General features: G+C 36.5%; 22 protein-coding genes and 1 tRNA gene. 10 read left to right on the top strand and 13 right to left on the bottom strand.

Features of this window, described 5'->3' with window-relative positions:
- The first annotated feature begins 172 nt into the window (after positions 1-172).
- Positions 173-490: a thioredoxin family protein gene (locus IEW44_RS09125; RefSeq protein WP_188614739.1), complete on the top strand. Its 318-nt coding sequence runs from the start codon at positions 173-175 to the stop codon at positions 488-490.
- A 53-nt stretch (positions 491-543) separates the two neighbouring features.
- On the opposite strand, the gene IEW44_RS09120 is transcribed toward IEW44_RS09125, so the two are convergent.
- Together IEW44_RS09120 and IEW44_RS09115 are read right to left on the bottom strand one after the other, a co-directional pair.
- Positions 544-614 (bottom strand) — tRNA-Thr (locus tag IEW44_RS09120).
- A 55-nt stretch (positions 615-669) separates the two neighbouring features.
- Positions 670-1,179, bottom strand: a complete 510-nt coding sequence (locus tag IEW44_RS09115) for a DUF4303 domain-containing protein (RefSeq protein ID WP_188614738.1) — start codon at positions 1,177-1,179, stop codon at positions 670-672.
- Between the two features lie 78 nt (positions 1,180-1,257).
- Here IEW44_RS09115 and IEW44_RS09110 point away from each other — a divergent pair, with 78 nt between their 5' ends.
- Entirely contained in the window at positions 1,258-1,728 is a 471-nt protein-coding gene (locus tag IEW44_RS09110; protein ID WP_188614737.1) for a C39 family peptidase, read from the top strand.
- 117 nt (positions 1,729-1,845) lie between these two features.
- On the opposite strand, the gene IEW44_RS09105 is transcribed toward IEW44_RS09110, so the two are convergent.
- The 3 genes from IEW44_RS09105 to IEW44_RS09095 all read right to left on the bottom strand — a co-directional run bounded on the left by IEW44_RS09105 (position 1,846) and on the right by IEW44_RS09095 (position 5,422).
- A complete protein-coding gene (locus tag IEW44_RS09105) occupies positions 1,846-3,999 on the bottom strand; it encodes an acyltransferase family protein (protein WP_188614736.1) in 2,154 nt (717 codons plus the stop codon).
- A 107-nt stretch (positions 4,000-4,106) separates the two neighbouring features.
- Positions 4,107-4,988, bottom strand: a complete 882-nt coding sequence (locus tag IEW44_RS09100; RefSeq protein WP_188614735.1) for a 5'-3' exonuclease — start codon at positions 4,986-4,988, stop codon at positions 4,107-4,109.
- The gene (locus IEW44_RS09095; RefSeq protein WP_188614734.1) at positions 4,985-5,422 is read right to left on the bottom strand and encodes an OsmC family protein; all 438 of its coding nucleotides are present in this window, start codon (positions 5,420-5,422) and stop codon (positions 4,985-4,987) included. The genes IEW44_RS09100 and IEW44_RS09095 overlap by 4 nt, the downstream gene beginning before the upstream one ends.
- A gap of 150 nt (positions 5,423-5,572) precedes the next feature.
- On the opposite strand from IEW44_RS09095, the gene IEW44_RS09090 reads away from it, so the two are divergent.
- Positions 5,573-6,871, top strand: a complete 1,299-nt coding sequence (locus IEW44_RS09090; protein WP_188614733.1) for a globin-coupled sensor protein — start codon at positions 5,573-5,575, stop codon at positions 6,869-6,871.
- Between the two features lie 156 nt (positions 6,872-7,027).
- Here the strand turns inward: IEW44_RS09090 and IEW44_RS09085 are convergent, their stop codons facing one another.
- Positions 7,028-8,740, bottom strand: coding sequence for an ABC transporter ATP-binding protein (locus IEW44_RS09085; RefSeq protein ID WP_188614732.1), 1,713 nt, complete (start codon positions 8,738-8,740; stop codon positions 7,028-7,030).
- Positions 8,741-8,825: 85 nt separating this feature from the next.
- Between IEW44_RS09085 and IEW44_RS09080 the strand changes: the two genes are divergently transcribed.
- Both IEW44_RS09080 and IEW44_RS16075 read left to right on the top strand, forming a co-directional pair.
- Positions 8,826-9,287 (top strand): GNAT family N-acetyltransferase, encoded by a 462-nt coding sequence (locus tag IEW44_RS09080; RefSeq protein WP_188614731.1) that lies wholly within the window; start codon positions 8,826-8,828, stop codon positions 9,285-9,287.
- 283 nt (positions 9,288-9,570) lie between these two features.
- Complete coding sequence (locus tag IEW44_RS16075; RefSeq protein WP_188614730.1) at positions 9,571-13,197, top strand: S8 family serine peptidase; 3,627 nt, start codon at positions 9,571-9,573, stop codon at positions 13,195-13,197.
- Between the two features lie 53 nt (positions 13,198-13,250).
- Here the strand turns inward: IEW44_RS16075 and IEW44_RS09070 are convergent, their stop codons facing one another.
- The 5 genes from IEW44_RS09070 to IEW44_RS09050 all read right to left on the bottom strand — a co-directional run bounded on the left by IEW44_RS09070 (position 13,251) and on the right by IEW44_RS09050 (position 18,128).
- Positions 13,251-13,721, bottom strand: a complete 471-nt coding sequence (locus IEW44_RS09070) for a peptide-methionine (S)-S-oxide reductase (protein WP_188614729.1) — start codon at positions 13,719-13,721, stop codon at positions 13,251-13,253.
- Positions 13,722-13,734: 13 nt separating this feature from the next.
- The gene (locus tag IEW44_RS09065) at positions 13,735-14,988 is read right to left on the bottom strand and encodes an McrC family protein (RefSeq protein ID WP_188614728.1); all 1,254 of its coding nucleotides are present in this window, start codon (positions 14,986-14,988) and stop codon (positions 13,735-13,737) included.
- Positions 14,985-16,976 (bottom strand): DUF8426 domain-containing protein, encoded by a 1,992-nt coding sequence (locus IEW44_RS09060; RefSeq protein ID WP_188614727.1) that lies wholly within the window; start codon positions 16,974-16,976, stop codon positions 14,985-14,987. The genes IEW44_RS09065 and IEW44_RS09060 overlap by 4 nt, the downstream gene beginning before the upstream one ends.
- 95 nt (positions 16,977-17,071) lie before the next feature.
- On the bottom strand, positions 17,072-17,734 hold the full coding sequence (locus IEW44_RS09055) for a Crp/Fnr family transcriptional regulator (protein ID WP_188614726.1): 663 nt from the start codon (positions 17,732-17,734) through the stop codon (positions 17,072-17,074).
- Between the two features lie 100 nt (positions 17,735-17,834).
- Entirely contained in the window at positions 17,835-18,128 is a 294-nt protein-coding gene (locus IEW44_RS09050; protein WP_188614725.1) for a cupin domain-containing protein, read from the bottom strand.
- A gap of 145 nt (positions 18,129-18,273) precedes the next feature.
- Between IEW44_RS09050 and IEW44_RS09045 the strand changes: the two genes are divergently transcribed.
- On the top strand, positions 18,274-19,053 hold the full coding sequence (locus IEW44_RS09045; RefSeq protein ID WP_188614724.1) for a class I SAM-dependent methyltransferase: 780 nt from the start codon (positions 18,274-18,276) through the stop codon (positions 19,051-19,053).
- An 83-nt stretch (positions 19,054-19,136) separates the two neighbouring features.
- Here IEW44_RS09045 and IEW44_RS09040 read toward each other — a convergent pair whose 3' ends face one another.
- Both IEW44_RS09040 and IEW44_RS16005 read right to left on the bottom strand, forming a co-directional pair.
- Positions 19,137-21,074, bottom strand: coding sequence for an AraC family transcriptional regulator (locus tag IEW44_RS09040; protein WP_229704205.1), 1,938 nt, complete (start codon positions 21,072-21,074; stop codon positions 19,137-19,139).
- Positions 21,075-21,156: 82 nt separating this feature from the next.
- A complete protein-coding gene (locus IEW44_RS16005) occupies positions 21,157-21,282 on the bottom strand; it encodes a hypothetical protein (RefSeq protein ID WP_268236362.1) in 126 nt (41 codons plus the stop codon).
- Positions 21,283-21,577: 295 nt separating this feature from the next.
- Between IEW44_RS16005 and dndC the strand changes: the two genes are divergently transcribed.
- Genes dndC through IEW44_RS09020 form a run of 4 tightly spaced genes read left to right on the top strand, consistent with a single transcriptional unit; the run spans position 21,578 to position 26,667 of the window.
- Positions 21,578-23,173: a DNA phosphorothioation system sulfurtransferase DndC gene (gene dndC / locus IEW44_RS09035; protein WP_188614723.1), complete on the top strand. Its 1,596-nt coding sequence runs from the start codon at positions 21,578-21,580 to the stop codon at positions 23,171-23,173.
- A 13-nt stretch (positions 23,174-23,186) separates the two neighbouring features.
- A complete protein-coding gene (gene dndD, locus IEW44_RS09030) occupies positions 23,187-25,172 on the top strand; it encodes a DNA sulfur modification protein DndD (RefSeq protein ID WP_188614722.1) in 1,986 nt (661 codons plus the stop codon).
- A complete protein-coding gene (dndE, locus tag IEW44_RS09025; protein ID WP_188614721.1) occupies positions 25,169-25,543 on the top strand; it encodes a DNA sulfur modification protein DndE in 375 nt (124 codons plus the stop codon). Before dndD ends, dndE begins: the two co-directional genes overlap by 4 nt.
- Positions 25,543-26,667 (top strand): cysteine desulfurase family protein, encoded by a 1,125-nt coding sequence (locus IEW44_RS09020; protein WP_308421635.1) that lies wholly within the window; start codon positions 25,543-25,545, stop codon positions 26,665-26,667. The genes dndE and IEW44_RS09020 overlap by 1 nt, the downstream gene beginning before the upstream one ends.
- The last annotated feature ends 47 nt before the right edge of the window (positions 26,668-26,714 follow it).

Here is a 26,714-nt window from a genome sequence, read left to right as displayed (position 1 = left end):
AACACCGTTTCTGTTATTAGTGTAGTTTATTTCTACAAATTACGCAATCTTTTTTGTCATACAATTCAATTATTTCCTTTTTAAAAACTTTTAAACCTTAGAGGTAAGCAGATTTCTTTTTGAAATTTAAAATAATGTGTACACTACTAGTATGTAGAGGAGAGTGAATGTAATGGAGAAAATTACAACAGTCGAACAATTTAATACTATTATTAATAGTGGCAAAGAAATTTTAGTTAAATTTTATGCAGGTTGGTGCCCAGACTGCACACGTATGGATATGTTTATTGACCCTATTATTGAAGAGTATAATCGTTATGAGTGGTATGAAGCGAATCGTGACGACTTACCAGAGCTTGCAGAAAAATATGATGTAATGGGCATCCCTAGTTTATTAATTTTTAAAGATGGCGAAAAACTGGCACACTTACATAGTGCCAATGCCAAATCATCTGAACAAGTCACCACATTTTTACAGGCACAAGCATAAAAAGCATAAAAAACATCCCCTGCACCAAGTTGGTACAGGGGATGTTTTTTATATGCCGAATGACAGAATTGAACTGTCCTCTAGTGCTTACCATGCACTTGTTTTACCACTAAACTAAATCGGCGTTTTATCGTCACCGATAATTTTAACAGAATACTAGTGATACTGGCAAGCCCTTATTATGTGATATCCCAACTTTTTAAAAAGGCATCTAGTTCTGGATGATGGGGGTTACAACGAATAGCTACTGACTTCTCTAATTGTTCTACATCACTATCTGTAATAGAAATATACGTGAAAACAGTGGCTGGTATACTATTTTCTTGCTTTAGTTCATACATCACTTCTGCCATTGTATGTAAGGTATCGGCACGATGTTTTTCGTATGTGGCTTCATTCGTTGCCATCATTCGATCAAATAATTGCCGACTTATTTCATTCATTATTTCTGTGTAATCATCATCTGTACGCAAGTATTCTGTATACATATAACGGAAATTAAAGTCCCCTTCTAAGTCTTGATAACGCTGATTAATCTCTTCTAAAGCTTGCTCTGTGCCAAATGCTAAATAAAGGCTCCCACAATCATCATCTGTTGCAAGCACCACACTATAAATTTGTTCTGTTGACAACGCTTGACTAGCGATCCGATAGATTTCTTTAATGGCGTTTTTCATTTGTTCTTTCATATTACCTTCACCTCATAAAAGTATTATAGGCCTTTTATTTGTTACAATAATTTTAACATGATAAAAGGAGGTTATCTTATGAAAAGCGCTTCACAATATGATGAAACAGTTCACGCATCTTTTCGTAATTCTGCCTGTGGCCCTACAGCTGTCCATATTTTATTATCACATTATCATATTCACTATACTATTAATGATTTATACCGTCACTTGCAAACTAGTGTGATCGGCTTATTCACTCCATTATTACTGCACAATTTAAGGAAACTACTCGGCAATGATTGGTACATTGAACGTGCCACATTAGGTAATGCATTACACGATGTGCAAATCAAACGACCTGTGCTGATGAAATTTGACCAATATTTCTCTTGGCAGTTTTATAAAAGTGCCACTTTTCGTTATCACTGGGTAGTTCTTGTAGATTATCAAATTGATCAAGATGAACTTTACCTTCTCATTATAAATAATGGCAAGGAACAATGGATTCATTACGGCACTAATGCGCATGCGTTAAGTTTTGTGCAAGTTTCACCTCGTAAAAAGTAACACTATAAAAAAGTGGGAAAGAGAAATCTGTCTTCTCCTTCACCACTTTTTTGTTAGTTCAAAGCGTATTAACCTAATCTTTATTTTCTTGAAAATCATATAGGGGCTAACTTGCTGTTATTCCTCTACTTTTGATATTGATGCTTCTTGAGGTTTTTTCTCTTCTTCAGTCGGTGCTTTGTCTTTTAAAGTTTGTAACGTTTCATTTAACTTTTCACCAATGATAGGTTCAAATGTGCGCGAGAATGTAGCTGTAAAGTGATTGGAATCAAAATGAGTAATAATATTCCCTACAACTGGATAACAGAAATTATCATCACAATAATAATCCGTCACATCCATGTATGTCACATTTTCAGGCACCTTTTTTAATAAACTAAATGGGCTTGGCTCAGCAATCACATCACTGCGCTTCACTTTACATTTTGTAGGGTCTGCTTCATTATTTGCTACACAGTCAACAACATTGAACGGAAACCACACATTGTCCCTGACCACAAATATCGGAATGTCACGCTTATTTAAATACTCCCATACCTCAACAAAACCTTTTGGCACAGTAGGCTCTTGCTGTTTACCAATATCTGCTGTTGCAAATACTAAATCAGGCTGGTCAGCGACGAGTTGTGCAATCGCATCATCAAACCACGGAGCACAATTACCACCATCCTCATCACTGTTAAATAATGTGCGACAACGCGGCTTTAAATACGTGCGGATTTTTACATTATTTTTCTTGCCATATGCATCCAACATTGGTTGCCAATGAGCCGAATGTGAGCCACCAATTAACGCAATCGTGTAACTTGGTTGGTCTGTATCCCCATACTCACAAATGACAACCTCTGTTTCCGTAATCTTCGTAATACACTCATCTGCATACACAGCAGACTCATCTCGTTTTGCAATTTCTATAGAAGGGATAAGGAATTCATCGGACTCTTCCATAGCTTGATCTGTAAATGCCACCAATGCTCCAGGGTTCACTAATGACTGGCCCTTTAACATGTTAGCATTATATTCGTTTTGAATACGTTGTTCTTCTTTTGCTTGTGCTTCTGCTTTTTTCTGTTCGGCTAGTAAGCGTTGTTGCATCTCTTGTTCTAATGCTTCAAGACGCTCTTGCTCTTGTTTATCCCATACACTGTAGCCTGATACAACCGTTATGACTAAGATACCAATTACAATTGCTGTAGGCATAGTACGTGTACGAACCTTTCTTAACGGACTTTCAATTAAGGTGATGGTTAAGTATGCCAAAATAGTAGCTAGTGTAATAATGGCTAGCCCGCCAGTAATGGATACTTTTTCGACATTGAAAATCTGATAATAAAAAATTAATAACGGCCAATGCCATAAATAAAAGGCATATGAGATTTTACCAAATTTCACAAACACACTTGTACTTAGTACCTCATAAGCACTCACACGCAATGATTTATTGCCTGCTACGATAATAAATACCGCACATAATACTGGCCATAACGCTGCATAACCAGGGAACATCGTCGATACTTGTAACACCATACCACATAAAATCAAACCAATTAAGCCTAACCAGCCTATCATATTAGCAAACCATTTTTTAGGTTGTAAACGCGTAATGCCCAGTGCTAATAAGCCACCTACACCAAACTCCCACAATCGTGTAAAGGTGTGGTAATATGCAAACGGTTGATTAATCTCTGTTAAATAAATTGAATAGCCAAATGAGCTCACAACTAATATAAATATAAGTGCACTTAGAATGGGTACAAAACGGAATGTATTAATTTTCTTCTCTGTTTGTACCGCCAAGAAAAATAATAAAGCCCAAATAACGTAAAACTGGAATTGAATACTCAAAGCCCAAAAATGTTGATAAGGCGAAGCAGAAGCATTATCTGCTAGATAATCAACGGCATTTAAGGCTAAATGCCAGTTTTCAAAATATAACACAGATGATACAAAGTTTTGGACAATATCGGCTCTGATAGTAATTGGCATAATAAATAAGGATGCAATTAATGTCATAATAGCAATTGTCCATGCAGTAGGCATAAGGCGTTTTAATAATTTTACAATATAACTAAATGGATTAATGGTCCGCTCTTTACGATAAGTGCTCATAAGCGAAGTTGTTATTAAAAAACCTGATACTACAAAAAATACATCTACGCCACCAGATACACGATTAAACCAAATATGGTAGATGGCGACTAACATAGCCGCTACCGCTCTCAAACCTTCAATCTCTAGGCGAAAGCGTTTTTCAGCTTGTTTAAATCTCAAATTATCACCTCTTAATTCACTACACTTTATTACATTTCGTCAAAAAATCCATCTCTATAAGAGTAGCATAATCAAAAAAAATGTGAAAAAGAAATTTCTTTTTCACATTAACTAAAAGGATATAAACTCCGTGCATGTTTTGCAATTAATGTATAACCATCTTGTGCCAATTGTTCAAAGGTGGCTGCTTCATAAGGTGTAACCATCAACTCTGATAAATCAGCGGTTAAGGGCGCTTCTGCAGTGAGCTGTGCTAATTCATAGGACATGTGTAGCATAGCTTCGTCTGCTTGAATTTTTCTTTGTTGTGCTGGTGTTAGTTGAGATAAAGAGGCTAGTACACCATCAATAGAATGATACTTTTGAATTAATTGCAAAGCGGTTTTTTCACCAATTCCTTTTACACCAGGATAACCGTCGCTTGTATCTCCCATAAATGCTTTAACAGCAGCAAATTGCTGAGGTTGAATGCCATACTCTTCAACAAACCGATGAGCTGTATAAATATTGTATTGGGAATAGCCCTTTTGTGTTAAGGCAATACGTGTTGTTGGTGTTAACAATTGTAGTAAATCTTTATCACCACTAATAATCGTAATATGGGCATCATCTTCCCATTTTTTGGCCATCACACTAATAATATCATCTGCCTCATAACCTGCTATTCCATAATTTTTCCAGCCTATACGAGCAGCTAACTGTTTAGCCATAGCAAATTGAGGTAACATTTCTTCTGGTGGTGCTGGTCGATTTGCTTTATACCCATCATAAATCTCATTGCGAAAAGTAGTAGCTCCCATATCCCAACAAATGGCTAGATGTGTCGGCTTCATAATTGTTTCGGCAGTTAATACATGGCGGACAAAACCTTGCGCACCATTTGACGGTGTGCCATCAGGTAAACGAACAAAATGTCCCATCGCTGCAGATGCAAAATAAGAACGGAATAATAATGCCATTCCGTCAATGATTACTAAATGTGGTCTCATAATTTCTCCTCTTTAACTATTGTAATTTGTAAGGCAATCTCTACATTACCTTTTAATGCCCTACTAATCATACATGATTTTTCGGCACGATGAGCTAGTTTCGCCACCTTTTCATAGTCTTGCTCTTGTGCAATATAAATGCACGGTGCATGTACAATACGTCGATACGTTAATATCCCTTTTGCTTCATCAATAAAAGCTGTAGAGCGCATATCAATCCGTGAGACAATTCGAGAGGCCTCTAACATTGCCGCTAACGTAATTAAATAACATGTTGCTGCTGCACCTACTAACATTTCGTCTGGATTTGTACCAATATCTGGTCCTCTCATCTCTTTTGGGATCGAGATGGGTACCGTCAAATGACGTGTTGTTATCTCACCATCACCATTACGCCCACCTTGCCAATCTAACGCAATTGAAAACGCATGCATACTTTTACCTCCTTTTTAAAATAAGCCTTATTACTTACTTTTTATGCTGATTTATAAAAAAAACAAAACAAAATAACTAAAAACATACTCATTCAGTTGTAGTTATTATACAATTGTATAGACAATATATTGAAAATGGAGGGGTAAGACTTGTTACGCTTTTGGAAAAAACATGATAAAACAGATACTGTTCCGCCTATTGCACACACTGGAGAAGGGATTTTAGCTGTCCATAATGACACATTATTACATCAACTTCGCTTAATTGATTTTACTAAACAAGATTTAGCTACACTAAAATCCTATCAACCAAGAATAAAAGCTCATATTCAGGAAATTACAGATGTCTTTTATAACAACATCATGGCGATACCTGCATTAAGCCCCATAATCGCTGAACGAACGACTGTAGAACGTTTAAAAGCATCACTATCAAAATATTTAGTGTCATTATTTGATGGTGTCATTGATGAACAATCGTTAGCGCACAAACAAAAAATCGCTAAAATTCATTACAATATTGGTCTTGAACCTAAGTGGTATATGGGTACTTTTCATCAGCTTCAACAAGCTATGATTTATATTTTAACAGAACCTGACTCTAATCGTGATGAATGTGTCGCTGTTTATAAAACTGTAGGCAAACTCATTAGTCTAGAAATTCAAATTGTCCTAGAAGAGTATGAGAAAGAAAACTTACGCTTACGTACAGCTGAACATTTATTAACAAAAGACGATCTTAAAGAAAAAATATCAGCCATTAGTCATGAGCTCGCTACATTAACAGAAGGTACATCACAATCGATCGAAAAAATTGACCGCTATACATATCGTATTAATACTGCTATACAAAAAAATGTACAAGCTGTAGCACATATTCATCATAACGCACAACATGGACAAGACGACCTTTCGCAACTTGAAACAATGATGGCTACGATTACTGAACATACCAATGAAATGGCTCAACTTATTTCACAGTTAGATACTTCATCCACAGAGATTATCTCGATTATTGCATTAGTAAAATCCATTGCAGACCAAACTAATTTACTCGCATTAAATGCATCGATTGAAGCGGCTCGTGCGGGTGAACATGGTAAAGGGTTTGCGGTTGTTGCCCAAGAAGTACGGAAACTAGCCGAGCAATCTACAGAAGCTGTTGAACAAATTACAACACTTGTTCAAACATCTACATCCCTCACAGCAGCAGCTGTAGACCGTATTCATCATGTAGAAGACAGCGTAACAACTAGTCATCAAACATCAAATGAAGCACGAAATCGTTTTTCGAAAATTGCGACTGATTTATCGAATAATCGCACGCAAATTGGTGATGTGGCTAAAGACATTGATAAATTAGGCTCAACTATTCGCTCGATTGGTATTGAAACAACAAAAGTAGCCAGTACAGCTGACGCTTTACATCAAACAGCATCAAAGCTATAAAAGACGAAGCTGGGACATAACTCGATTTTTTGAGAAAATATAAAACTCGCTTATTAATTTCCTTAGCTATTTTATTAATTTCGTTGAAAACCAAAAAAATGTGAGAGGATTTTAAAAATCCTCTCACATTTTTTCTTTTGTCCCAGCCTCGTTTTATTAACTGAATTGAATATTATGAAGACGCGCTAAAATGCCATTTTGTTCTACAAGTTCTTCATAACTACCATCTTCCGCAATGCCATCTTTTGTCACTACCAACACACGATCTGCATTGCGAATCGTTGCTAGACGATGGGCAATGACTAATGTTGTGCGATTAGCTGCCAATTCATTTAATGATTGTTGAATCATCTTTTCCGTTTCCGTATCTAATGCAGATGTTGCTTCATCTAAAATCAAAATAGGTGGATTTTTTAAAAACATACGCGCAATTGCTAGTCGTTGCTTTTGCCCACCTGATAATTTTAAGCCACGTTCACCAATTTGTGTTTCATAGCCATCTGGCATTGAAGCAATTAAATCAGCTAAATGGGCTTTCTCTGCAGCCGATTCAATTTCAGCGTCTGTTGCTTGTAAATTGCCATAAGCAATATTTTCTCGAATGGTGCCTGTAAATAAAAATACATCTTGCTGAACAATACCAATTTGTTTACGTAAGGATTGTTGCGTCATATCACGAATATCCATACCATCTATCATAATGCGACCTTCTGTCACTTCATAAAAGCGTGGAATCAATGAACAAATGGTTGTTTTGCCTGCTCCTGAAGGCCCTACAAATGCAATCGTCTCTCCAGCATGTAAGGAGAAGTTAATATCATCTAACACTTCTTTACCTGTATCATAACCAAATGATACATGATCAAATGTAATGTCACCTTTTAAGTGAGTGACAGCAATTGCATCTTTGCGATCTTGAATTTCAGGCTCTTCATCAATAATTTCTTGATAACGTTTAAAACCTGCCATACCTTTTGGATAAAGCTCCAATAAAGCAGCTATCTTATCAATTGGTTTGATTAATACATTCGTATATAACACAAATGCAACTAACTCACCTGGTAGTAATTGGCCATTATAAGTTAACCATGCGCCCACGACTAAAATGACCAATGTCATTAAACGTGTCATAAAATGAATACTTGATAATGTCGCCGCCATTACACGATAACCAAATAATTTGGCTGTACGGTATAAGTTATTTTGTTCTTTAAAACGGGCTAACTCAAAGTCTTCGTTTGTAAATGATTTTACAACACGAGAGCCTGACACACTATCTTCCACGCGCCCATTAACATCCGCAATCTTGACATACATTGAGCTCCAAGCTTGATTCATACGTTTATTGCTATAAATGACAACTAATAATAAAATAGGTACCATCACTAATGCAATGGTTGCTAGCATCGGATTAACATTAAACATAATTAAAAACGCACCTATAAAGGTCATAATCGCAATAAAGAAATCTTCAGGACCATGGTGAGCAAACTCACCAATATCAAATAAATCATTGGTAATACGGCTCATAATATGGCCTGTCTTTGTATTATCAAAAAATCGAAACGATTGGCGTTGCACGTGGTGGAATAATTGCTCACGCATATCCGTTTCAATATTTGTACCTAGTTTGTGACCTAAATAGTTAACAATATAGTTTAATATTGTACTTACAATATAAACAAGTAATAATAATGCACTTACTTTGACAATCATGCCCCACTCTCCTGTTGGTAACAACGTATCAATAAACCATTGTACAGCCACAGGGAAGAAAAGCTCTAACAAGGCTACAATAATGGCACTGCCAAAATCAATCATAAATAGCCTGCGGTGTGGTTTGTAGTAGCTGAAAAATTTCTGTAACATGTCATACCCCTTTACTCATTAATAACCATTCTCATTATACACTTTTTAGACATATACCATACTACGACTTATGACGGAGGACAAGATGGAATTCTCAATTTTAACACAACATCAATCGGAAGACATTGCCTATAATTGGCGTTATGAAGGGATTTATTCTTTCTATAATATGACAGCTAACCTTGAAAATTTACAAGATTTTTTACATAAGAAAAAACGGGCTCATCATGTATTAGCAGTAACCCAGTATGACCAGCTAATTGGTTTTGTACAATTACAACCTGTAAATCAGCATGTCGTGGAGATTGGGTTAGGTTTAAAACCTAGCCTAACAGGACAAGGCATTGGCATTACATTTTTGCAAGCAATCCTACATTATATTAAGCATGAAACAAATTTCACTACGGTTACATTAGCGGTTGCTGCCTTTAATCAACGTGCCATCATTACGTATGAGCGTGTTGGCTTTATCAAGCAATTTGATTATACGGTGGAAATAGAAGGTACGATGTATGATTATTTGCACATGCTGCTAACATTCCACTAATTGAGATTAACGCACTTGCTATTCATGTTATTGCAAGTGCTTTTTGGTCAAATACGACTTTCTTCCATAGTAATGTATTATCACATTACTATAGCAAATCGTGCTTTCATCATAAAAAAGGCTTATTCACTCCCACTTTACTCCCTTATTTTTTTATTATTCCCCTCATTTATTCCCATTTCCATATATTATTTCTTTTTTATTGAAATTAATTCACTTTAAGGGATTTACATTTCAGAATATTCATACTTATAATAGAATTATCAAAAAAGGAGGCGAGATTTTGCAACAATTTAAGAAAATTCTATTATTAACTGTCGTTTTTGTCCTAAGTTTCGGCACACTTTCGTTAGCAGCACCTGCTAACCCAAAGGTGAATCCGTACATTTCACAATCTTTAAAAGAAGTGGATGGAAACAAGAAAGTACGTATTATTGTAGAGCTGAATGAAGACTCTGCCGTTGAAGCTGCTACAAAAAAAGGAAAGCGCTTTAAAGATTTGCAACCTACAGAAAAAAAGCAACTCCAACAACAGGCACAAAAACAACAAACTACAACAGAAAAGATGATTACATCAACGCCTAACGCAGAAATAGTAGACCATTTAACAACTGTATTTAATGGGATTGTGGTTGAAGTAGATGCTAGTGAAATCGAAAAGATCGCTACTTATACAAATGTTAAAGCGATTTACGAATCAACCGAATATGAAGCACCTAAAGACGTACCACAAATGATGTACTCTAAAGACCTTGTACAAGCCCAACAAGCTTGGCGCGAATTTGGTTTTAAAGGTGAGGGTATGATAGTCGGTGTCATTGATAGTGGCATTGACCCTTCACATCAAGATATGGTACTAACTAACGGCGCTAAAGCGAAATTAACAGCACCAACGGTCAAACAATTACTTACAGATGGCACCATTAGTGCTGGTAAATACTTTACAGAGAAAGTACCTTTTGGTTATAACTATATGGACGAAACTAAAGAAATCGTGGATTATAACCCTAAAGTAGGCATGCATGGCATGCATGTTGCAGGTACTGTTGCTGCTAATGGCAATGATGATGAGTTTCGGGTAGAAGGTATTGCGCCAGAAGCACAATTACTTGCCCTCAAAGTATTTAGTAATGATGTTAATAACACAACGACTTATGGAGATATTTATATTAAAGCGATTGATGATGCCATCGCATTAGGAGCTGATATTATTAATATGTCACTTGGCGCTACGGCTGGTACCGTAGATGCAAATAATCCTGAATCACAAGCCATTGAACGAGCAAATAATAATGGTGTATTTGTTGCAATTTCAGCAGGTAACTCTGATTTATTTGGCTCAGGTGCAGGTTATCCTCACGCTAGTAATCAAGATTATGGTTTAGTGGGCTCACCATCTGTCACTGCTCAAGCGACGAGTGTTGCCTCCATTGAAAATGAACAAATCACATCTTATGCTTTTGACTATGTTGCGGATGGCTCAACAGCTGCTGCCTTTTACTTAAATGCTAATGATGTGCTAGCGGTGAAGACGTTACCTAACCAATATGATGTAGTAGATGCTGGTTTAGGTACACAAGATGAATTTGCTAAAATAAATGCCAAAGGTAAAGTAGCCCTCATCCAACGAGGTGAGATTGGCTTTGTCGAAAAAGCACAATTTGCACAAGATGCAGGTGCTGTAGCAGCGATTATTTATAATAATGCACCTGGTACTTTAAATATGGCTTCCGAGCCAAGTATTACAATCCCTCAACTATTTGCTTTGCAATCTACAGGGAATGAGATGAAAGCATTATTAACTGCAGGTAAGAAAGTGAGCATCACTTTCCCGAATAAACATATTAGTACACCTAATGATTTAGCAGGTACGATGAGTAATTTCACCTCTTGGGGTGTGACACCATCTCTAGAATTAAAACCTGAAATTACAGCACCTGGTGGTAATATTTATTCCACACTTAATAGCAATGAGTATGGGACAAATAGTGGTACGTCAATGGCAGCACCCCATGTGGCTGGTGCAGCTGCATTGGTGCTAGAGCGCATAGATCAATCCTTAAAGTTAAAAGGCGAGAAACGCACACAATTTGCTAAAACATTATTAATGAATACAGCAAAACCTGTAGTACACCCTGAAGGACAATATGTATCACCTAGACGCCAAGGTAGTGGTTTAATGCAAATTGCCAATGCACTTCAAACAGATGTAACTGTAGTAAACAAAGCTGACCAAGAAGCTAAAGTATCTTTAAAAGAAGTGAATGGTAAAACAGCCTTTACCTTAGTCGCTACAAACTACAGTACAAAGGCTAAAACATTCGATATTACAGTGCCTGTTCAAATAGATGCAACAACAGAAATGGAAGGCATAACAGTGACTGCGCCGAATGAGCTAGGGCAAATTGATGTGACAAAAGAAGCTAAAGTAAAAGCGCCCAAACAGCTCAAAATCCCTGCTAATAGTACAAAAGAAATTACAATTTCCCTTAATACAAAAGGGTTAAAAAAGTACGAAAAAACTTTTACCAATGGTTTCTTTGTTGATGGTTTTGTTTTATTAAAAGACCGTAATGAAGAGGTTACAGGGACTGTAGCTTTATCTGTGCCATTTACAGCCTTCCATGGTGATTGGAAAGCCGCACCGATTTTTGATGACTTTGGTTGGCAAGATGAGACATTTTGGGGGTATACGATGCTAGCTGATGAAAAAAGCTATTTCATTACTGGTGGGGAAGAGGTTGACCCTAATCGTTTTGGTTTCTCACCAAATGGTGATGGCGCTCGAGATATGGCTATCCCTGTGTTCTCTCTCATGCGCAATGTAGAAAAACTAAAAGTAGAAGTACTTGATTCTAAAGGTAAGATTTTACGTACCATCCATACAGCAGAAGATTTACGTAAACATTACGAACATACAGAGACGAATCCAGCTTACCTTTATAACAAGGCATTTGGTTGGGATGGCAAAGTAAATCAAACACTCGTTAAAGATGGCCGTTATGTATTGCGTGTCAGTGGCAAATTACCTTATGCTAATGCAGGTTGGCAAACGCTTGACTTCCCCGTTAGAGTAGACACGGTTGCACCAAAATTAAAAGCAACCTATGATGCCAGTACGGAGACAGTACGAGCTTCCTTCTCCGATGTAGGTACTGGTGTAGAATATTGGCAAGTACTTGTAGATGGTGAAGCAAGTGAAGAAATCCCTGCAACAACGCGCACCTATAAAGTGCCTAACAATGCACAACAAATTGAAGTTATTGTATATGATGTCGCTCGTAACTCAACAAGTTATGAGATTATTAATACATCCGTAGGTGAACAAACAAAACCTATTGTTACTCTTCAAACGCCAGATGTATTAGAAGTATTCAATAAAAGTACTATTGATGTTATTGGCACAGTTACAGACACTACAAAAATAAAAGCCGTTTATGTCAATGATAGCTTTGCTGACTTTGATGGTACTACCTTTAAAAAACAGCTCACATTTAACGATGGTGTACATCGTGTACAAGCAAAAGCCGTTAATATTCAAGGGAATGAGATGGAAGTTGGTCGACAAATTATTGTAGACACAGCAGCACCTAAACTATCTATTCGTCAAAACTATCCAAGTCGTACAAAATCAGATACATTGAGCCTTCAATTAATGCTAGCTGATAATTTCGATGATTTACGCCTTACAGTTAATGGCGATGAAAGATTTAAACATAGCATGTCTTCTCCATATCAAATGACCCATTTTTCACAACTCATTACTGTTGATGTAACGCTTGTTGAAGGCAAAAATAATATTGAATTAATTTTAGAAGATGGTGCTGGTAATAAAACAACCCGCAACATTGTGGTAAATTATCAACAGCAACAACAAAAAATGAATATCGACATGGACGAAGCTGCTTAACCTAATAAAAACATTATTTTTCTCCGTAAAGTGAGAAAAATAATGTTTTTTAATTAGCTATATTTATTTAATAACGCATAGGGAATATGGCAATAATCATTAGGGTGCTTACGCAACCTGTCTTGATGTTCGTCAGCACTACGTACATAATTACGTAATGGCAATACTTCAACTGTCACAAGTGCTTTGTCTTGCCTTGCATCAATAAATTGCTGAGCTTGTGCTAGATGCTTAGATTGCTCACTATATATACCTGTTCGATATTTCTTGCCAACATCAATTCCTTGTTTATTCTCACTATAAGGTGCAATGATTTCAAATAAATAATGCATTAATGCTTTAACAGTTACTATCTCAGCGTCAAAGCCTACTTTAACACATTCCACATAACCGTCGTACTTGCTGTTTAAGGTTTGTGTTGTCCCATTAGCTCGCCCCGCTTCTGTCAGCAAAACACCAGGCAATGTTTGCATAAATGCTTGTACTCCCCATAAACAACCGCCTGCTACGTATACAATCTCCATTTTTAACTCCCCTTTATACAACCCATGCTAGCACATAAGCTGTTAATGCTTTCTGATTATCTTGTTGTAGCCACTCTACTACTTGTTCAATAGCAATGCTTTTCACATGTATCTTGCCTAATGGCTGATTTTTCGCATTAATATCAATCGTTTTACTGTTTTCCTCATCTTTTGAATATGCAGGATAAATTATAGTTGCCTCATAATATAATTTATCTATTTGAAAATATTGTGCATAAAAAACAAGTTGATAAATGTCTGTATTGACTACTTTTTGCTGACCATAGCCTTTATATTTTGCATCAATGACCACATACTCGTTAGTCGGATGATGCTGAATCAGCAAATCTGGCTCGATTTGACGATATGTTTGTTGATTTAACATGATCGCATTTCGAATACGCTTTGTGTAATGTACAGTGTATGTTTTAGGTAAAAATGACTGACAAAGTTGCCTAATAAAGTGCTCAAATACCGCATTCATATTCACTAAAAAAGCGAATGGTGTTTGTTTAGTCGTTAATGGATTTGTGATAAATAAATGGTGCATAATGAAGTTGCCTAATTGATGTGCACGTTTGTAGTGTTGATTTGTACGATCATACGTTATAGCAATTGTATTACTCGCTAACTGGCGAATGCCTTGTAAATGGGTAAGTAGCTGCGAAATGGAACGTCGTACATCTATTGGCAATGGATAAGCAAAAATCTTTTGTAGCACCGTTACAATCTGTTGATTTTCTGTAATATCATACGTCAATTCATCATATTCACAGTATAATTTTGTTGGTACATGATAGTTATAACGCATATTCTCCGTTATCTTTATGCGACCTCTGAGCTGATATTGATTGCTTGTTTGCTCGACGTATTCTTTTTTTAACCCTTTACGCATCACTTTTTGTACTTCTTGAACATAGTAATGGATAAGGCGTGTAAATAATGTATTTTCACCGATTTGACCTTGCCCACCATTCATTTGCAAAACAATTCCTGTTTGTGAAAAGGCAATCATATTTGTTAGCCGCTCAAAAGTTGCATCGAACTTAGGCTGAATCACAATACGGATGGTCTCAAGTTCAATAACACCTACATAACTTGTAAATTGTAATCGCATTTGTTCTTTTAATTCGTCTACCATAAAACGATATTGCTCACCATCTTCTTTAGTACGAGCTAATTGAGTGAGTTGTTGCAGGTCTATTTCTGACAACTGTTCTGTCATATATAATGTTTCATATTCTTGCACATAGTATGTTTTCTTCATTTATTTTGTCCTGCAAAATGTGTTTCGATGGCATCTATAAACGCCATATTTGACGAATTAAATATGCCACGATTAATGTCTTGTATCGTTAAATCAACAAATGACTCGCCAATAATCTGCGCCAATACATCATATTGTTCGAAACAATAATCTTGTAATAACGGGATAATATCATACTCAAATATCGCCTTTAATTGCGCTATGGTAGTAATCACTTGCTGGTCCTCGATAAAATAGGCATGACCAATTTGTAAATCACGCCCCTGTAAACGCATAAGCTCACCATTCATTCGCTGAACGATTTGAGTTAATGTCATCGTTAACCCATCAATCGTTACATCTAGTAATGCATAGTCTGGCATACACTCAATAAGTGCAAAGCGACGTTTAAATGCGGCATCCAAACCTTTGACACTGCGGTCAGCATTATTCATTGTAGCAATTAACCATACATTTTTAGGGATGGAAAAACTTTCCTTACTTTGAGCTAAACGTATAGAGAAGTCACGCTTATCCTTTTCTATAATCGTTAATAATTCACCAAATATTTTAGGTACATTACCTCTATTTAACTCGTCTATGACTAAAATAAATAACGTGTTTGGTTGTTGATGTGCTTGCTTAATAAAACGTTTAAACACCCCTTCATCTAATTGAAAATTCACTAAACCATTGTCAGTAGCGACTGGTTTATACCCTTCTATAAAATCTTCGTACTGGTAAGAAGGATGGAACGTGACAAATTCATAAACCACATCCATGTATTGTTGTTTCCACTTTAAAAATTGCTGTGCCTGAAATGTTTTACCTGTACCAGGTGGCCCCATTAAAATACATTGCCCTTTACGTTGCAAGCCTGCTTCAATACTTGCCATCATTTCACTATCAAATACTTGTTTTGAAGGTTGTTGCTCCATCCAGCGCTTTAATTCGACACGCGGGAACTTTTCAATTGTCATTGTGCGCCAACGCTTTTGTACAGGTATACTGTAGTGCTCTTTAGAATAATCTTGCGTCCAATGTACGCCTACCGTGTGTTGATAATCTGGATAATTTGGTTGATATTGATAGCCTCGTTCACTTACAATGCCTACACCAATTAATTGGCTAATACCTTTATTTGCAACAATAATATCTCCTGCTTCTAAGTTATAAAAATCCCAAATCTCATTCGCTTTTTTTGTAATAGTAGAAGCATTTGTATAATAACCTTGTGCTTCAATAGCATGGCGTAATTCTTCAAATGTTTCATATTGCGTTAAATCACCTAGCTCATTCCACCCAATACATATTTCATCATTTATAAAACAACGCTCCCAACTTATTGCGTTAGCTCCAGGTGAAATTTTAACTACAGTATCATTTTTCATAAAACGTTCGTATAAATAATTCATCACGGCAATGGGATGGAATGGTCGCATTTTTTCGTGCTGATAAATGGTGTCGTAAAGTAAACGATTTAAACGTAGGGCATCCGTTTCTGTTGTCTCTACTTGACATTTTGTTAAAAACAATAGAAGGTGCTCTGCCTTATAAATCGGCATCAGCCCTTCTTTTACATATAAATAGGCAATCTTCACACGACTAATTTTATTATGCAATAAATGCGTTGTTGGCAATTCACTGCCACCTTGTTTCACTATATCAATCCAATTAATAATATGCGTGCGTAATTGTTGCCATGCTAAGTCAACTGAGCTAAATTGTGCAGGATACGACCATTGTTGCTCTTTACGTTTATAGTAAATTACATGCTTCGTAGCAGCGCCTCCTTTAATGCTGCCTAAACCATTTGTATTATATTCAAGCCACCAACAAAATGAGCTTTGTACTTGCCAACCAAGTGCATAATCTATCACTGCCATTTGCTCTACTTTATCGTAGGGAAATTGTTTTAAAAATTCTTCATGTAAAGCTATCATATTATTTACATGTGTTTGGCGCTCATCCGTCATATAATCTGTCATGGCCTCCACTAACCACTGCATACATTTTCCCCCTTAATCGTTATTATTACTTTCATTATATAATATTGTTCGAGGCAATATAAAACATCTCACAGATGATAGGATCCGTGAGATGTTTATTGTGCAATTTGAGATAAAGCAGTTACATTAACGAGCCGAATCATATTATTATCCATCTCAATATATCCTGCTCGCTGAAATTCAGAAAGCTTACGGCTAACTGACTCACGTGTAGTACCTAACAATGAAGCCATATCTTTTTTAGGTAATAAATGCGTTGTCTCTGCTTTATCATAATTTTTCAGTAAAAATGAAGCAACACGTGGCCCTACTTCTTTATGACAAATCTCACTTAAGTTTGTTTCCATTGCATCAAGCCGAGACGTTAATTGCGCTACAATTTTAAATAAAATAGTAGGTGTTTTAGCCAATAGTTTTTTCAATTCTTCCCCGTCTAATACACAAATTTCGGTTGGCTCCATCGCTTCTACATTTACAGCTAATGGTGCATCTTGAAACAACATAGCATCTCCAAAAAAATCACCATCTTGTGAAATACGTATTAATTGTTCACTACCATCAATGAGAGGTTTTACAATTTTGACACAGCCAGACCGTATAATACATAATGTTTTTCGTTCATCACCAGCAAGCAAAATATATTCACCTTTACGATACGTGCGACGTGTAATCATTTGTGCAATTTGTGCGAACTCTTCCTCTTGTAAATTTTGAAAAATAGGCACATGAGAGAAACAATATTTATTTTGACATACCATATCATCCACCTCAATATTTCATAATAATCGTAATCTTATCATACTCAAATTGAAAACGATTATCAATTAAACAATCAAAAAAACTGCCCCTAAAGGACAGTTACATTTGAATGACTACTAATTCAACATCTGTGATCGCTTGTAATGCGTGTTTTTCTAATGGCTCCATAACAAGTAAATCTTGTCTTGTTAAAATAATATCTTTGCCCTCAACTGTAAAACTTACTTCACCTTTTCTCACTACAATCACAACCTCTTTATCTACTGCATGCTCTGCAACGGTTTGTCCTTGCTGTAATTGGATATTAACAATAGTAGCCTTGTCTGTTGCGATTAATCGCTGGACATTTTTTTGTTGTTCATTTAATACATAGTCATTTGATATTTTTTTCATCTAAATACCCCCTATACATTACGCCCTACTTGTATTATACGGCGCATTTTTAATTTTTTTGTGATGCATATCACACTTTTGCACATGAAACATAAGCTATAATAGAAAACAAATTGATAATCATTATCAATAGAAGGAGCGATTCATGGTGAGTTTACACACAGATTATGAAAAAATGCCTGGACATTGGTTGCTTGCTCAGTTGGGTAAAACCGTATTGCGCCCTGGTGGTATTGAATTAACAAAAGATATGTTAACCCAACTACACATCACAGCAAACGACCATGTAGTGGAGTTTGCCCCTGGTCTAGGCGTTACAGCAAAATTAACGTTACAGCAAAACCCTACTTATACAGCAATTGAACAAAATGAGGAGGCTGCCAAACAAGTACGCACTTATTTACAAGCACCAAAGGAACAATGTTTAATTGGCACAGCCGAGAACATAAATCTACCAAGCAACTCCGCTACAATTGTATACGGCGAGGCCATGTTAACTATGCAGTCTGCTAAACAAAAAACAACGATTATACAAGAAGCACATCGCATTCTACAACCAGGTGGCTTATATGGCATTCATGAAATGAGTTTGACAACTAAAACAATAGAAGATAATGTAGCTGATGTCATTCGCAAAGATTTAATTGATGCCATACGTGTTAATGCAACACCATTATTAGCTGACGAATGGCAAAACATTTTAATTGCACAAGGTTTTGAAATCCTCTATGTTAAACAAGTACCTATGCATCTTTTACAACCTAAAAGATTAGTCCAAGATGAAGGAATGTTTGGTGTTATGAAAATTGCTAAAAATGTTATCATTAATCCTAAGGCACGTAAACGAGTCATAAAAATGAAAAATACATTTACAAAATATGAACCTTATTTACAGGGAATTTGTATTGTAGCACGTCGATTATAAATAGCTAGAAAAACACGGAATAAAACAAGTGGTAAAGAGAAATCAATATTTCCCTTTACCGCTTGTTTTATCTTAGCCTCTTATTATTTTTTAGCTACATCTATGATCCATTTTGCTAAATCATCAATTTGTGCCTCTACAGCAATCGGATCTCTAAACCACGACTCACTTTCTGTCCATAAGTATACATTCCCTTGTTGAACGGCTGGTAGTTGCCCCCAAATTGGGTCTGCTTGTAACTCTTCAAGCGTAGATTTTGTTGTTAATACTAAATAATCGCCTGTATATTGTGGCAACATCTCTAATGAAAACTCGTAATAGGATTCTTTTAACATATGCTCTGGCACATCTGCTGGTGGATTAGCTCCTAAAATTTCGTACATAATGCGTCCACCTCGACCTGATTTCGAACCAAATAAAAAGACTTTGCCATCATATTCTTGCATAATCGATACGGTTTCATTATTACCTAGCGCATCTTGCACTTGTTGTTTTAATTCATTAGTATGTGCTTCAAACTGTGCAATCCATTTTTCTGCTTCTTCTTTTTTATTCAGTAGATCACCAAAATAGCGAATTTCCTCTTGGATGCTTTCAAAACTGTTATAAGGCATCGCTATCGTAGGGGCTATCATTTTGTATTTATCCACTGTTTCTGGTTGATTTAAATGAGTGATAATAACGTCTGGTTCTAACTCTGTCAGTGCTTCTAGAGAATCATCAACATTCGTCACATCATCTATCATTCCTTCTAAATAAGGGCTGTCCATTAAAAACTTATCAGAGGCAATCGGCTCCACACCTAAAGCTAACACTGTGCCTAAATAACCTGGTGCTGCCACACGTTTTGGCTCTACAGCCACTTCCACATCACCCATTGATGTGGTGATTGTTCGCATATCACTTTGTGATGCTGTTGCTGTTTGTTGTTTTTCTTCTTTTATTGATGTGCCACCTTTATTTGTCTCACTTGCTGTACTACAACCTGTTGTAACCATTGTTAAACATAATAAAGCTGCTGTAACTAAACTTTTACTCATTGCCATGTCTCTTCCTCCATCACTTATCAAATGATAATTAATCTCATTTATATTCAAATCATACATGGCGTTTTGTGTTGCAACAATGGATGATTCATACTCATTCATTGTATTTTTCGAAACAACATTCGCATGGTTCTTCCGATATTCTCCTGGTGCAATCCCAACTTGCTTTTTAAATATGCGAGTAAAATACAGTGAATCATTATACCCAATATAACTTGCTATCTCTTGTAAACTCGCTGCGCTGTTTACTAATATTTGTTTAGCTACTTCCATTCGCAAACGCATCATATACTCACTAGGACTACACCCCATCTGTGCTTTAAATGTGCGAGTAATATATTGTGGCGTATAATTTAACTGACTAGCTAATCGTGCAATCGAAATAGGCTCTCTAAAATGTTGTGTAATATAACGCAAAACCTGTTCTACTAGGGTTGGTTTAGTATTTTGTATCACACGTTCTTCTAACATCAACTGTACAAGCCGAAGAAAGTCACCTTGAATTTTTAAACGTGTAAGACTTTCCATACTCCTTGCCAAACTAGTTTTATGTTCCTTCTCATTCAACAACCTCTCCCAAGTCATTGCTAACTCTTTATATTGATTAAGTAGCTCTAAAGGTTGCTTAGGAATGATTGACCAATTTTTCATAAAAGGATTATTCTTTTGCATCATGATATGAAATTCTTTTAACGCTGATGAGGGTAAAACAGCATGGTACATTACAAGATAGACATCTGCCTTTGCTGACTCCACTGTAAGTTGTTGCCCTTTAGCAACGTGTATCAATTGAAAATGTTCACTAAATGATACTTCTCCCTCCAACCATATCTCTGTTTGGCCGTTAGCAATAAATACAAACATGCTGCTAGGTGCAATATATTTCCGTAATTCATGCTCACTATGAAGATGTAATACTTGAATATCTAAAACATGTAAAGTAACTTGATTCCATAATTGAAGCTGTTCATACATTATGATGATGCCTCCTTTCCTCAATGATAATTATTATCAATTGAAATTAAAATAAATAAAAAAGCTGCCTGTTAGCAACTTTCTATAGTAATGTAAATCTTGTATTAGCAAGATTTAATGTTTGATAATTATCCTCTTCATCACAAAATGCAATAATAGCACCATCTAAAGCGCCTTCCTCTGCTAAAGCTGTTAATGTTGCCTGCAACGCCTGCCAAACATCCATCACATTAGAGTAAATAGCAATCGCCCTGCTCCCAATATCACCACCATCACAAGCACCATTGCCTGTCCACTTATTACATTAGAAAAACAATTTCACTGTAATGTAAGGCCTTGAATACTTTTAAAAGAAATAAGCTAATGCTATACTTTAGTGATATTACCCATCCTAAAGTATGATACATAAAAACATAATCTCCTTGATTTCCCTATCATTTGAACTATATGATGGGATAGTATGTTACTAAAAATTATTCCATTTTAGGAGCTGAAATATTGAGATGCCTAAAAATATTATTTCGGATTTATTGGCTAATGAAAATACATTGATTACAAGTACAAAAGAACAAATCAAAACAGCTTATCTTGCTGACGAGCGACCTTGGATTGTAGGTTATAGTGGCGGCAAAGACTCCACTGTGGTCGTTCAACTTATCTTTGAAGCACTTTACGAATTGCCTCCTCAGTCACTACATAAGAAAGTATATATTATCTCATCTGATACATTAATTGAAACGCCACTTATTATGAATACCATTAATCAAACTTTAGCTCATATTCAAAAGGCTGCTCACACCTATCAACTCCCTATTGAAACACATAAAGTACAGCCTACCCCTCAAAATTCTTTTTGGGTTAATTTAATTGGGCGAGGTTATCCATCACCTAATCAAAAGTTTCGTTGGTGTACAGACCGTTTAAAAATTGAGCCTGCTAATGCCTTTATTATGAATAAAGTTTCTTCCTTTGGTAAGGTGGTTATGATTTTAGGCGTGAGAGAGGATGAAAGTACATCACGCAATACAAGCATTCAAGAACATAGCATTGATGGTCAATTATTCATGCGTCACTCAACCTTAACAAATGCCTTTGTTTATGCACCCATTCGTACATTTACAGTAGATGATGTTTGGCATTATTTATTACAAACACCATCACCTTGGGGAGACGATAACCATGCATTACATCGGCTTTATCAAGATGCTACAAGTGGTGAGTGCCCTTTAATTATTGATAAACAAATTAAAGAAAGTGCAGGTTCGTGTGGCAACAGCCGTTTTGGTTGTTGGGTTTGCACAGTTGTCACGGAAGATAAAGCACTAACAGGTTTTATTCAAAGTGGGCATGATTGGATGAAACCCTTACTCGACTTTCGTAATTGGTTAACAACCATCCGTGATGACCGCACTAAACGTATGAAATATCGCATGAATGGGCAAATCTATTTTAATACTGTCAGAATTGAAACAGAAAATAATGAGCCATATGTCATGATTGCAAAAAAAGCAGGACGTGAAGCTGCTAAAATTCCGTTCTCTCATTTTACAATTTTACAAAAACAAGACATCCCCAGTTATTTAGCGCAGCATCAGATTGACTTACGCACTGCTGATGACCCTTTAATTCTTATTAATTATGAGGAGACTGCACTGGATGGTACACAGATGCAAAAATATGCACAACTTGGTTTAGGCCCTTACACTATGGCAACACGCCAAGAAATTTTAACTAGACTTTTGCAATTGCAAGCCACAATCCAACATCCTAATGATGCTAACTATCAAGTCATAACAGAAGCTGAGTTAAAAGAGATTCGTAGGATTTGGTTACAACAAGGTGACTGGGAAGACAATGTACCCAATATTTATGCCCGTATACCTCATCTCCCTTCCATCCTGTGGGAGCGTGATGACAACCCTATTTTACATCATGACGATGCACAGCAACTTGAAGCACTATGCCAAACACACCATGTGGATAGCACTGTTATGCGTAAATTACTTAACTTAGAAAAAGATTATGCCGGTTATAAAATTCGGCGTGGCATTCAAGATGAGATTGCAAAGATTTTAAAACAAGATTATTTACATTTATAAATGAGGTTATGAGATGTATATCAAAAATATCGCACTTGTTAATATTGGCGCTTACGAGGGCTATAACACATTTAGCTTTGAAACATCACCTAATCAAAATGTGTTATTGATTAGTGGTGAGAATGGCGCGGGTAAAACCACATTACTCCATGCCATTAAGTTAGGTTTATTTGGCGCTTATAGCTTTGGTTATAAGACGGATAATAAAGACTATTTAAAAAAAATCGAACAAATACTACATCGTAAGGCACAGCTCGACGACGCTAATTGTTACAGTATCACCATACAATTTACATTGACTGAACAATATAAAGAGCATCATTACGAATTGCACCGTGAATGGAAGAAATCAACAGACACCATTGTAGAACAAGTATCATTAAAAGAAAATGATGTGTATGTAAACGAGGCGCAATTTGACTTGTTTCAATCTAAACTTAAAGAGATTATGCCACCACAATTATTAGATTGTTGTTTCATTGATGGTGAGGAGATTACTCAAATCATTACACATAACCAGCTGCCCCATTATATTGAACGGCTCACAAAAACGGTCTTTCACTTAGACTTGTTCGAAACATTAGAAAGCGACTTATCAGCGTATATTAAACAGCAAGATCAACAACCTAAAAAGGATATTAGTGAACAAGAACTAATACAAATCACACAAGTAGAACAACAATTGCGTACACAACTTGCTACAACAAAAGCTGGCTTACTACATACGACACAAACCTTAGAGTACATTACTGAGGCATACCACAATATGAAGGCCACCTTTGAAAAACACGGTGGGCTTCATAAACAGCAGCGAGAAGCCATCATTCAGCAAATTACAACGATAGATATGCAGCGTAAACAACGAGCTGAAGAAATTAAAAACTTTGTAGCGGAATCATTGCCTTTCTTTTTAATGACTAATTTAGTCAATGATACCTATCATCAACTCCAAAAAGAACAAGACACCTTACTTGCCAAACAAGTGGAGGATAAGTTCTCTGATGAGGCAATGCTGACGCTACTCACAGCTTTAAATCTACCACCATCTCAAGAACAAGGCATTACATTAAAGGCAAAGTTATTACAATTAATTCAGCCTAATGATGAAGTAACCATCATCCAAAATTATACGTGGACAGAAGTTGCTAAAGTCGAACACATTCACACACTCATACAAAAGCCATTGCCTGAACATTACGCCAATTTATTCAAGCAAAATCAGGTCGAACTCACTCGGCTACAACATTTAAAAGACCAACTTAATACACATGACCAAACAAATGAATTTAGTGAACTTATCGAGCAAATGGACGACTATAATACACAAATGCTGACGTTACAACAACAAATGGCAACACAAGAAACCTCCCTTGACGAGTTACAAAACACATTAAATGATGTCCTGCATAAAAAAACAAAAATCACAGCACAACTGCACCAAACACATAAAGCAACAGGCTCTTTAGCCGAAGCACAAAAAGTTATAACTGTCAGTCAACTTTATCGTGAGGCGCAAGTCAAAAAACATATACAAGTCATACAACAGCAAGCGATACAAAATATTACACTATTATTTCGTAAGACGGATTATATTACATCACTCACAATTAATCCTGAAACGTTTGATATTACTTTACGAGATGCTAAACAACAAGTGCTAGATAAAGAGATGCTCTCAGCAGGTGAAAAACAAATGCTACTATTGGCCATTATTTGGGCGATTTTTAGTTGTTCAGGGCGTCAAGTGCCCTTTGTTTTTGATACATTATTAAGTCGTTTAGACCAAACACATAAAACGATATTGTTACAAAATTTTATTCCTTACATGGGCACACAAACTATACTGTTAACAACTGATAGCGAAATGAATGAGTCGTATTATGCCCTTTTACAACCTCATATCGCGCAACACTATACATTGCACTTTACCGTAGCTGAGCAACGGACAACCATTACAACAAAACAACAAATTGATACAAACAACGAGGTGCTAACATGAACTTTAGATTAAAAACATCTCGAGAAACGGCTGAAAAACTTAAAACTCTACAAAGCCACACGGGACTCACTTGGAATGTGCTGTGCCGCTTAGCAATTGCCCTTTCTTTAAAGGAGGCGGACATGCCACCAGTGGTCACTAACACGTTTGGGGTAGAGATTCATCGCAATACATTAACAGGCGAGCACGATGCTGTCTACAAAGCACTCATACAACAGCACGCTCTGCAAACGATACGAGAGGAAGACTACTTCCCTGACTTATTTAATCAGCATATTGAACGTGGTATACGTTTACTTGAAAGTGAATACCAGCTGTTAGGTAGCTATGATAAATTACTCATCAGCCTATTAAATGTGGAAGGGAGATAATGACTTTGTTGTATTTAGATAACGCTGCAACAACACCGATTCACCCTGAAGTAAAACAAGCAATGCTCCCTTACTTAGTCGATGCATTTGGCAACCCTTCTAGTAAATATTATGAGCTCGCTACCGATGCACAACTCGCTACTAGTGAGGCACGGCAACATGTCGCAAAGCTTATTAACTGCCAACCAGATGAAATCATCTTTACTAGTGGTGCAACGGAGAGCAATAATTTTATTATTAAAGGCATTACAGCAGCACGCTCATCCTTAGGCAAGCATATAATTACAACAAATGTGGAGCACCCTTCTGTATTAGCTACGTTTCACTATCTTCAAGAAATTGGCTTTACTGTTACCATACTCCCTGTTAACGAAGAAGGTTGTATTACAACACAACAATTTCAAGAAGCATTAACACCACAAACCATTTTCGCTTCCATTCAATGGGGCAATAATGAGATTGGTACTTTACATCCTATTGAAGCGATTGCAAACATTTGTTTACGTCATAACATTTTCCTTCATTGCGATGCCACACAAGTCGTGGGCAAATTGCCTGTTGATGTTACACAATTACAAGGAATTAATGCGTTATCTTTATCTGCACATAAATTTTTCGGGCCAAAAGGTGTTGGCGCAACCTTTTTACGTAAAGACCAATATGGTATCTTCCCTACTATCACGCCATTGATTCATGGTGGCGGGCAAGAACAAGGTTTGCGCAGTGGCACATTAGCTGTGCATAATATTGTAGGGTTAGGCAAGGCAAGTGAAATTGCCTTACAACACTTAGCTCAACACCAACATAAGTTAGATGTATTAGAGCAATATCTCATCACACTGTTACGTGACACTTTTGGTGAACATATTCACTTTAATCATCACTCAAAGCATAAAATACCTGGCATTATTAGCGTCCGTTTCAGTGGCATAAACAATGAACTACTCGTCAAAAAACTTGCGCCTATTATAGCCGTATCAACCGGCTCTGCTTGCAGCTCATCACAACCTTCTCATGTGCTAGCTGCTATTGGATTATCCTTAGATGAAATTAGACAAACCATTCGCATCTCCTTGTCACCTTATCTCGACAAAGAAGCGCTCGACCTCTTCAAAACATTGTAAATACTATGTTATGGTCAAACAGCAAATGGAGAATTACTTTATAAATA

It is taken from the genome of Lysinibacillus alkalisoli, assembly GCF_014643595.1.
Classification (GTDB): Bacteria; Bacillota; Bacilli; order Bacillales_A; family Planococcaceae; genus Metalysinibacillus; species Metalysinibacillus alkalisoli.
The sequence above is the reverse complement of the archived record's forward strand: the minus strand, read 5'-3'. Positions and strand labels throughout refer to the sequence as shown.

What these genes read in the sequence shown, in the direction of transcription:
- dndC (WP_188614723.1), top strand. Translation starts at nt 21,578, where the DNA reads ATGCCTAAAAATATTATTTCGGATTTATTGGCTAATGAAAATACATTG.
- IEW44_RS09065 (WP_188614728.1), bottom strand. Translation starts at nt 14,988, where the DNA reads ATGAAGAAAACATACTATGTGCAAGAATATGAAACATTATATATGACA.
- IEW44_RS09050 (WP_188614725.1), bottom strand. Translation starts at nt 18,128, where the DNA reads ATGAAAAAAATATCAAATGACTATGTATTAAATGAACAACAAAAAAAT.
- IEW44_RS09055 (WP_188614726.1), bottom strand. Translation starts at nt 17,734, where the DNA reads ATGGTATGTCAAAATAAATATTGTTTCTCTCATGTGCCTATTTTTCAA.
- IEW44_RS09110 (WP_188614737.1), top strand. Translation starts at nt 1,258, where the DNA reads ATGAAAAGCGCTTCACAATATGATGAAACAGTTCACGCATCTTTTCGT.
- IEW44_RS09045 (WP_188614724.1), top strand. Translation starts at nt 18,274, where the DNA reads ATGGTGAGTTTACACACAGATTATGAAAAAATGCCTGGACATTGGTTG.
- IEW44_RS09040 (WP_229704205.1), bottom strand. Translation starts at nt 21,074, where the DNA reads ATGTATGAACAGCTTCAATTATGGAATCAAGTTACTTTACATGTTTTA.
- IEW44_RS09100 (WP_188614735.1), bottom strand. Translation starts at nt 4,988, where the DNA reads ATGAGACCACATTTAGTAATCATTGACGGAATGGCATTATTATTCCGT.
- IEW44_RS09085 (WP_188614732.1), bottom strand. Translation starts at nt 8,740, where the DNA reads ATGTTACAGAAATTTTTCAGCTACTACAAACCACACCGCAGGCTATTT.
- IEW44_RS09020 (WP_308421635.1), top strand. Translation starts at nt 25,543, where the DNA reads ATGACTTTGTTGTATTTAGATAACGCTGCAACAACACCGATTCACCCT.
- IEW44_RS09060 (WP_188614727.1), bottom strand. Translation starts at nt 16,976, where the DNA reads ATGCAGTGGTTAGTGGAGGCCATGACAGATTATATGACGGATGAGCGC.
- IEW44_RS09080 (WP_188614731.1), top strand. Translation starts at nt 8,826, where the DNA reads ATGGAATTCTCAATTTTAACACAACATCAATCGGAAGACATTGCCTAT.
- IEW44_RS09115 (WP_188614738.1), bottom strand. Translation starts at nt 1,179, where the DNA reads ATGAAAGAACAAATGAAAAACGCCATTAAAGAAATCTATCGGATCGCT.
- IEW44_RS09095 (WP_188614734.1), bottom strand. Translation starts at nt 5,422, where the DNA reads ATGCATGCGTTTTCAATTGCGTTAGATTGGCAAGGTGGGCGTAATGGT.
- IEW44_RS09070 (WP_188614729.1), bottom strand. Translation starts at nt 13,721, where the DNA reads ATGGAGATTGTATACGTAGCAGGCGGTTGTTTATGGGGAGTACAAGCA.
- dndE (WP_188614721.1), top strand. Translation starts at nt 25,169, where the DNA reads ATGAACTTTAGATTAAAAACATCTCGAGAAACGGCTGAAAAACTTAAA.
- IEW44_RS09125 (WP_188614739.1), top strand. Translation starts at nt 173, where the DNA reads ATGGAGAAAATTACAACAGTCGAACAATTTAATACTATTATTAATAGT.
- dndD (WP_188614722.1), top strand. Translation starts at nt 23,187, where the DNA reads ATGTATATCAAAAATATCGCACTTGTTAATATTGGCGCTTACGAGGGC.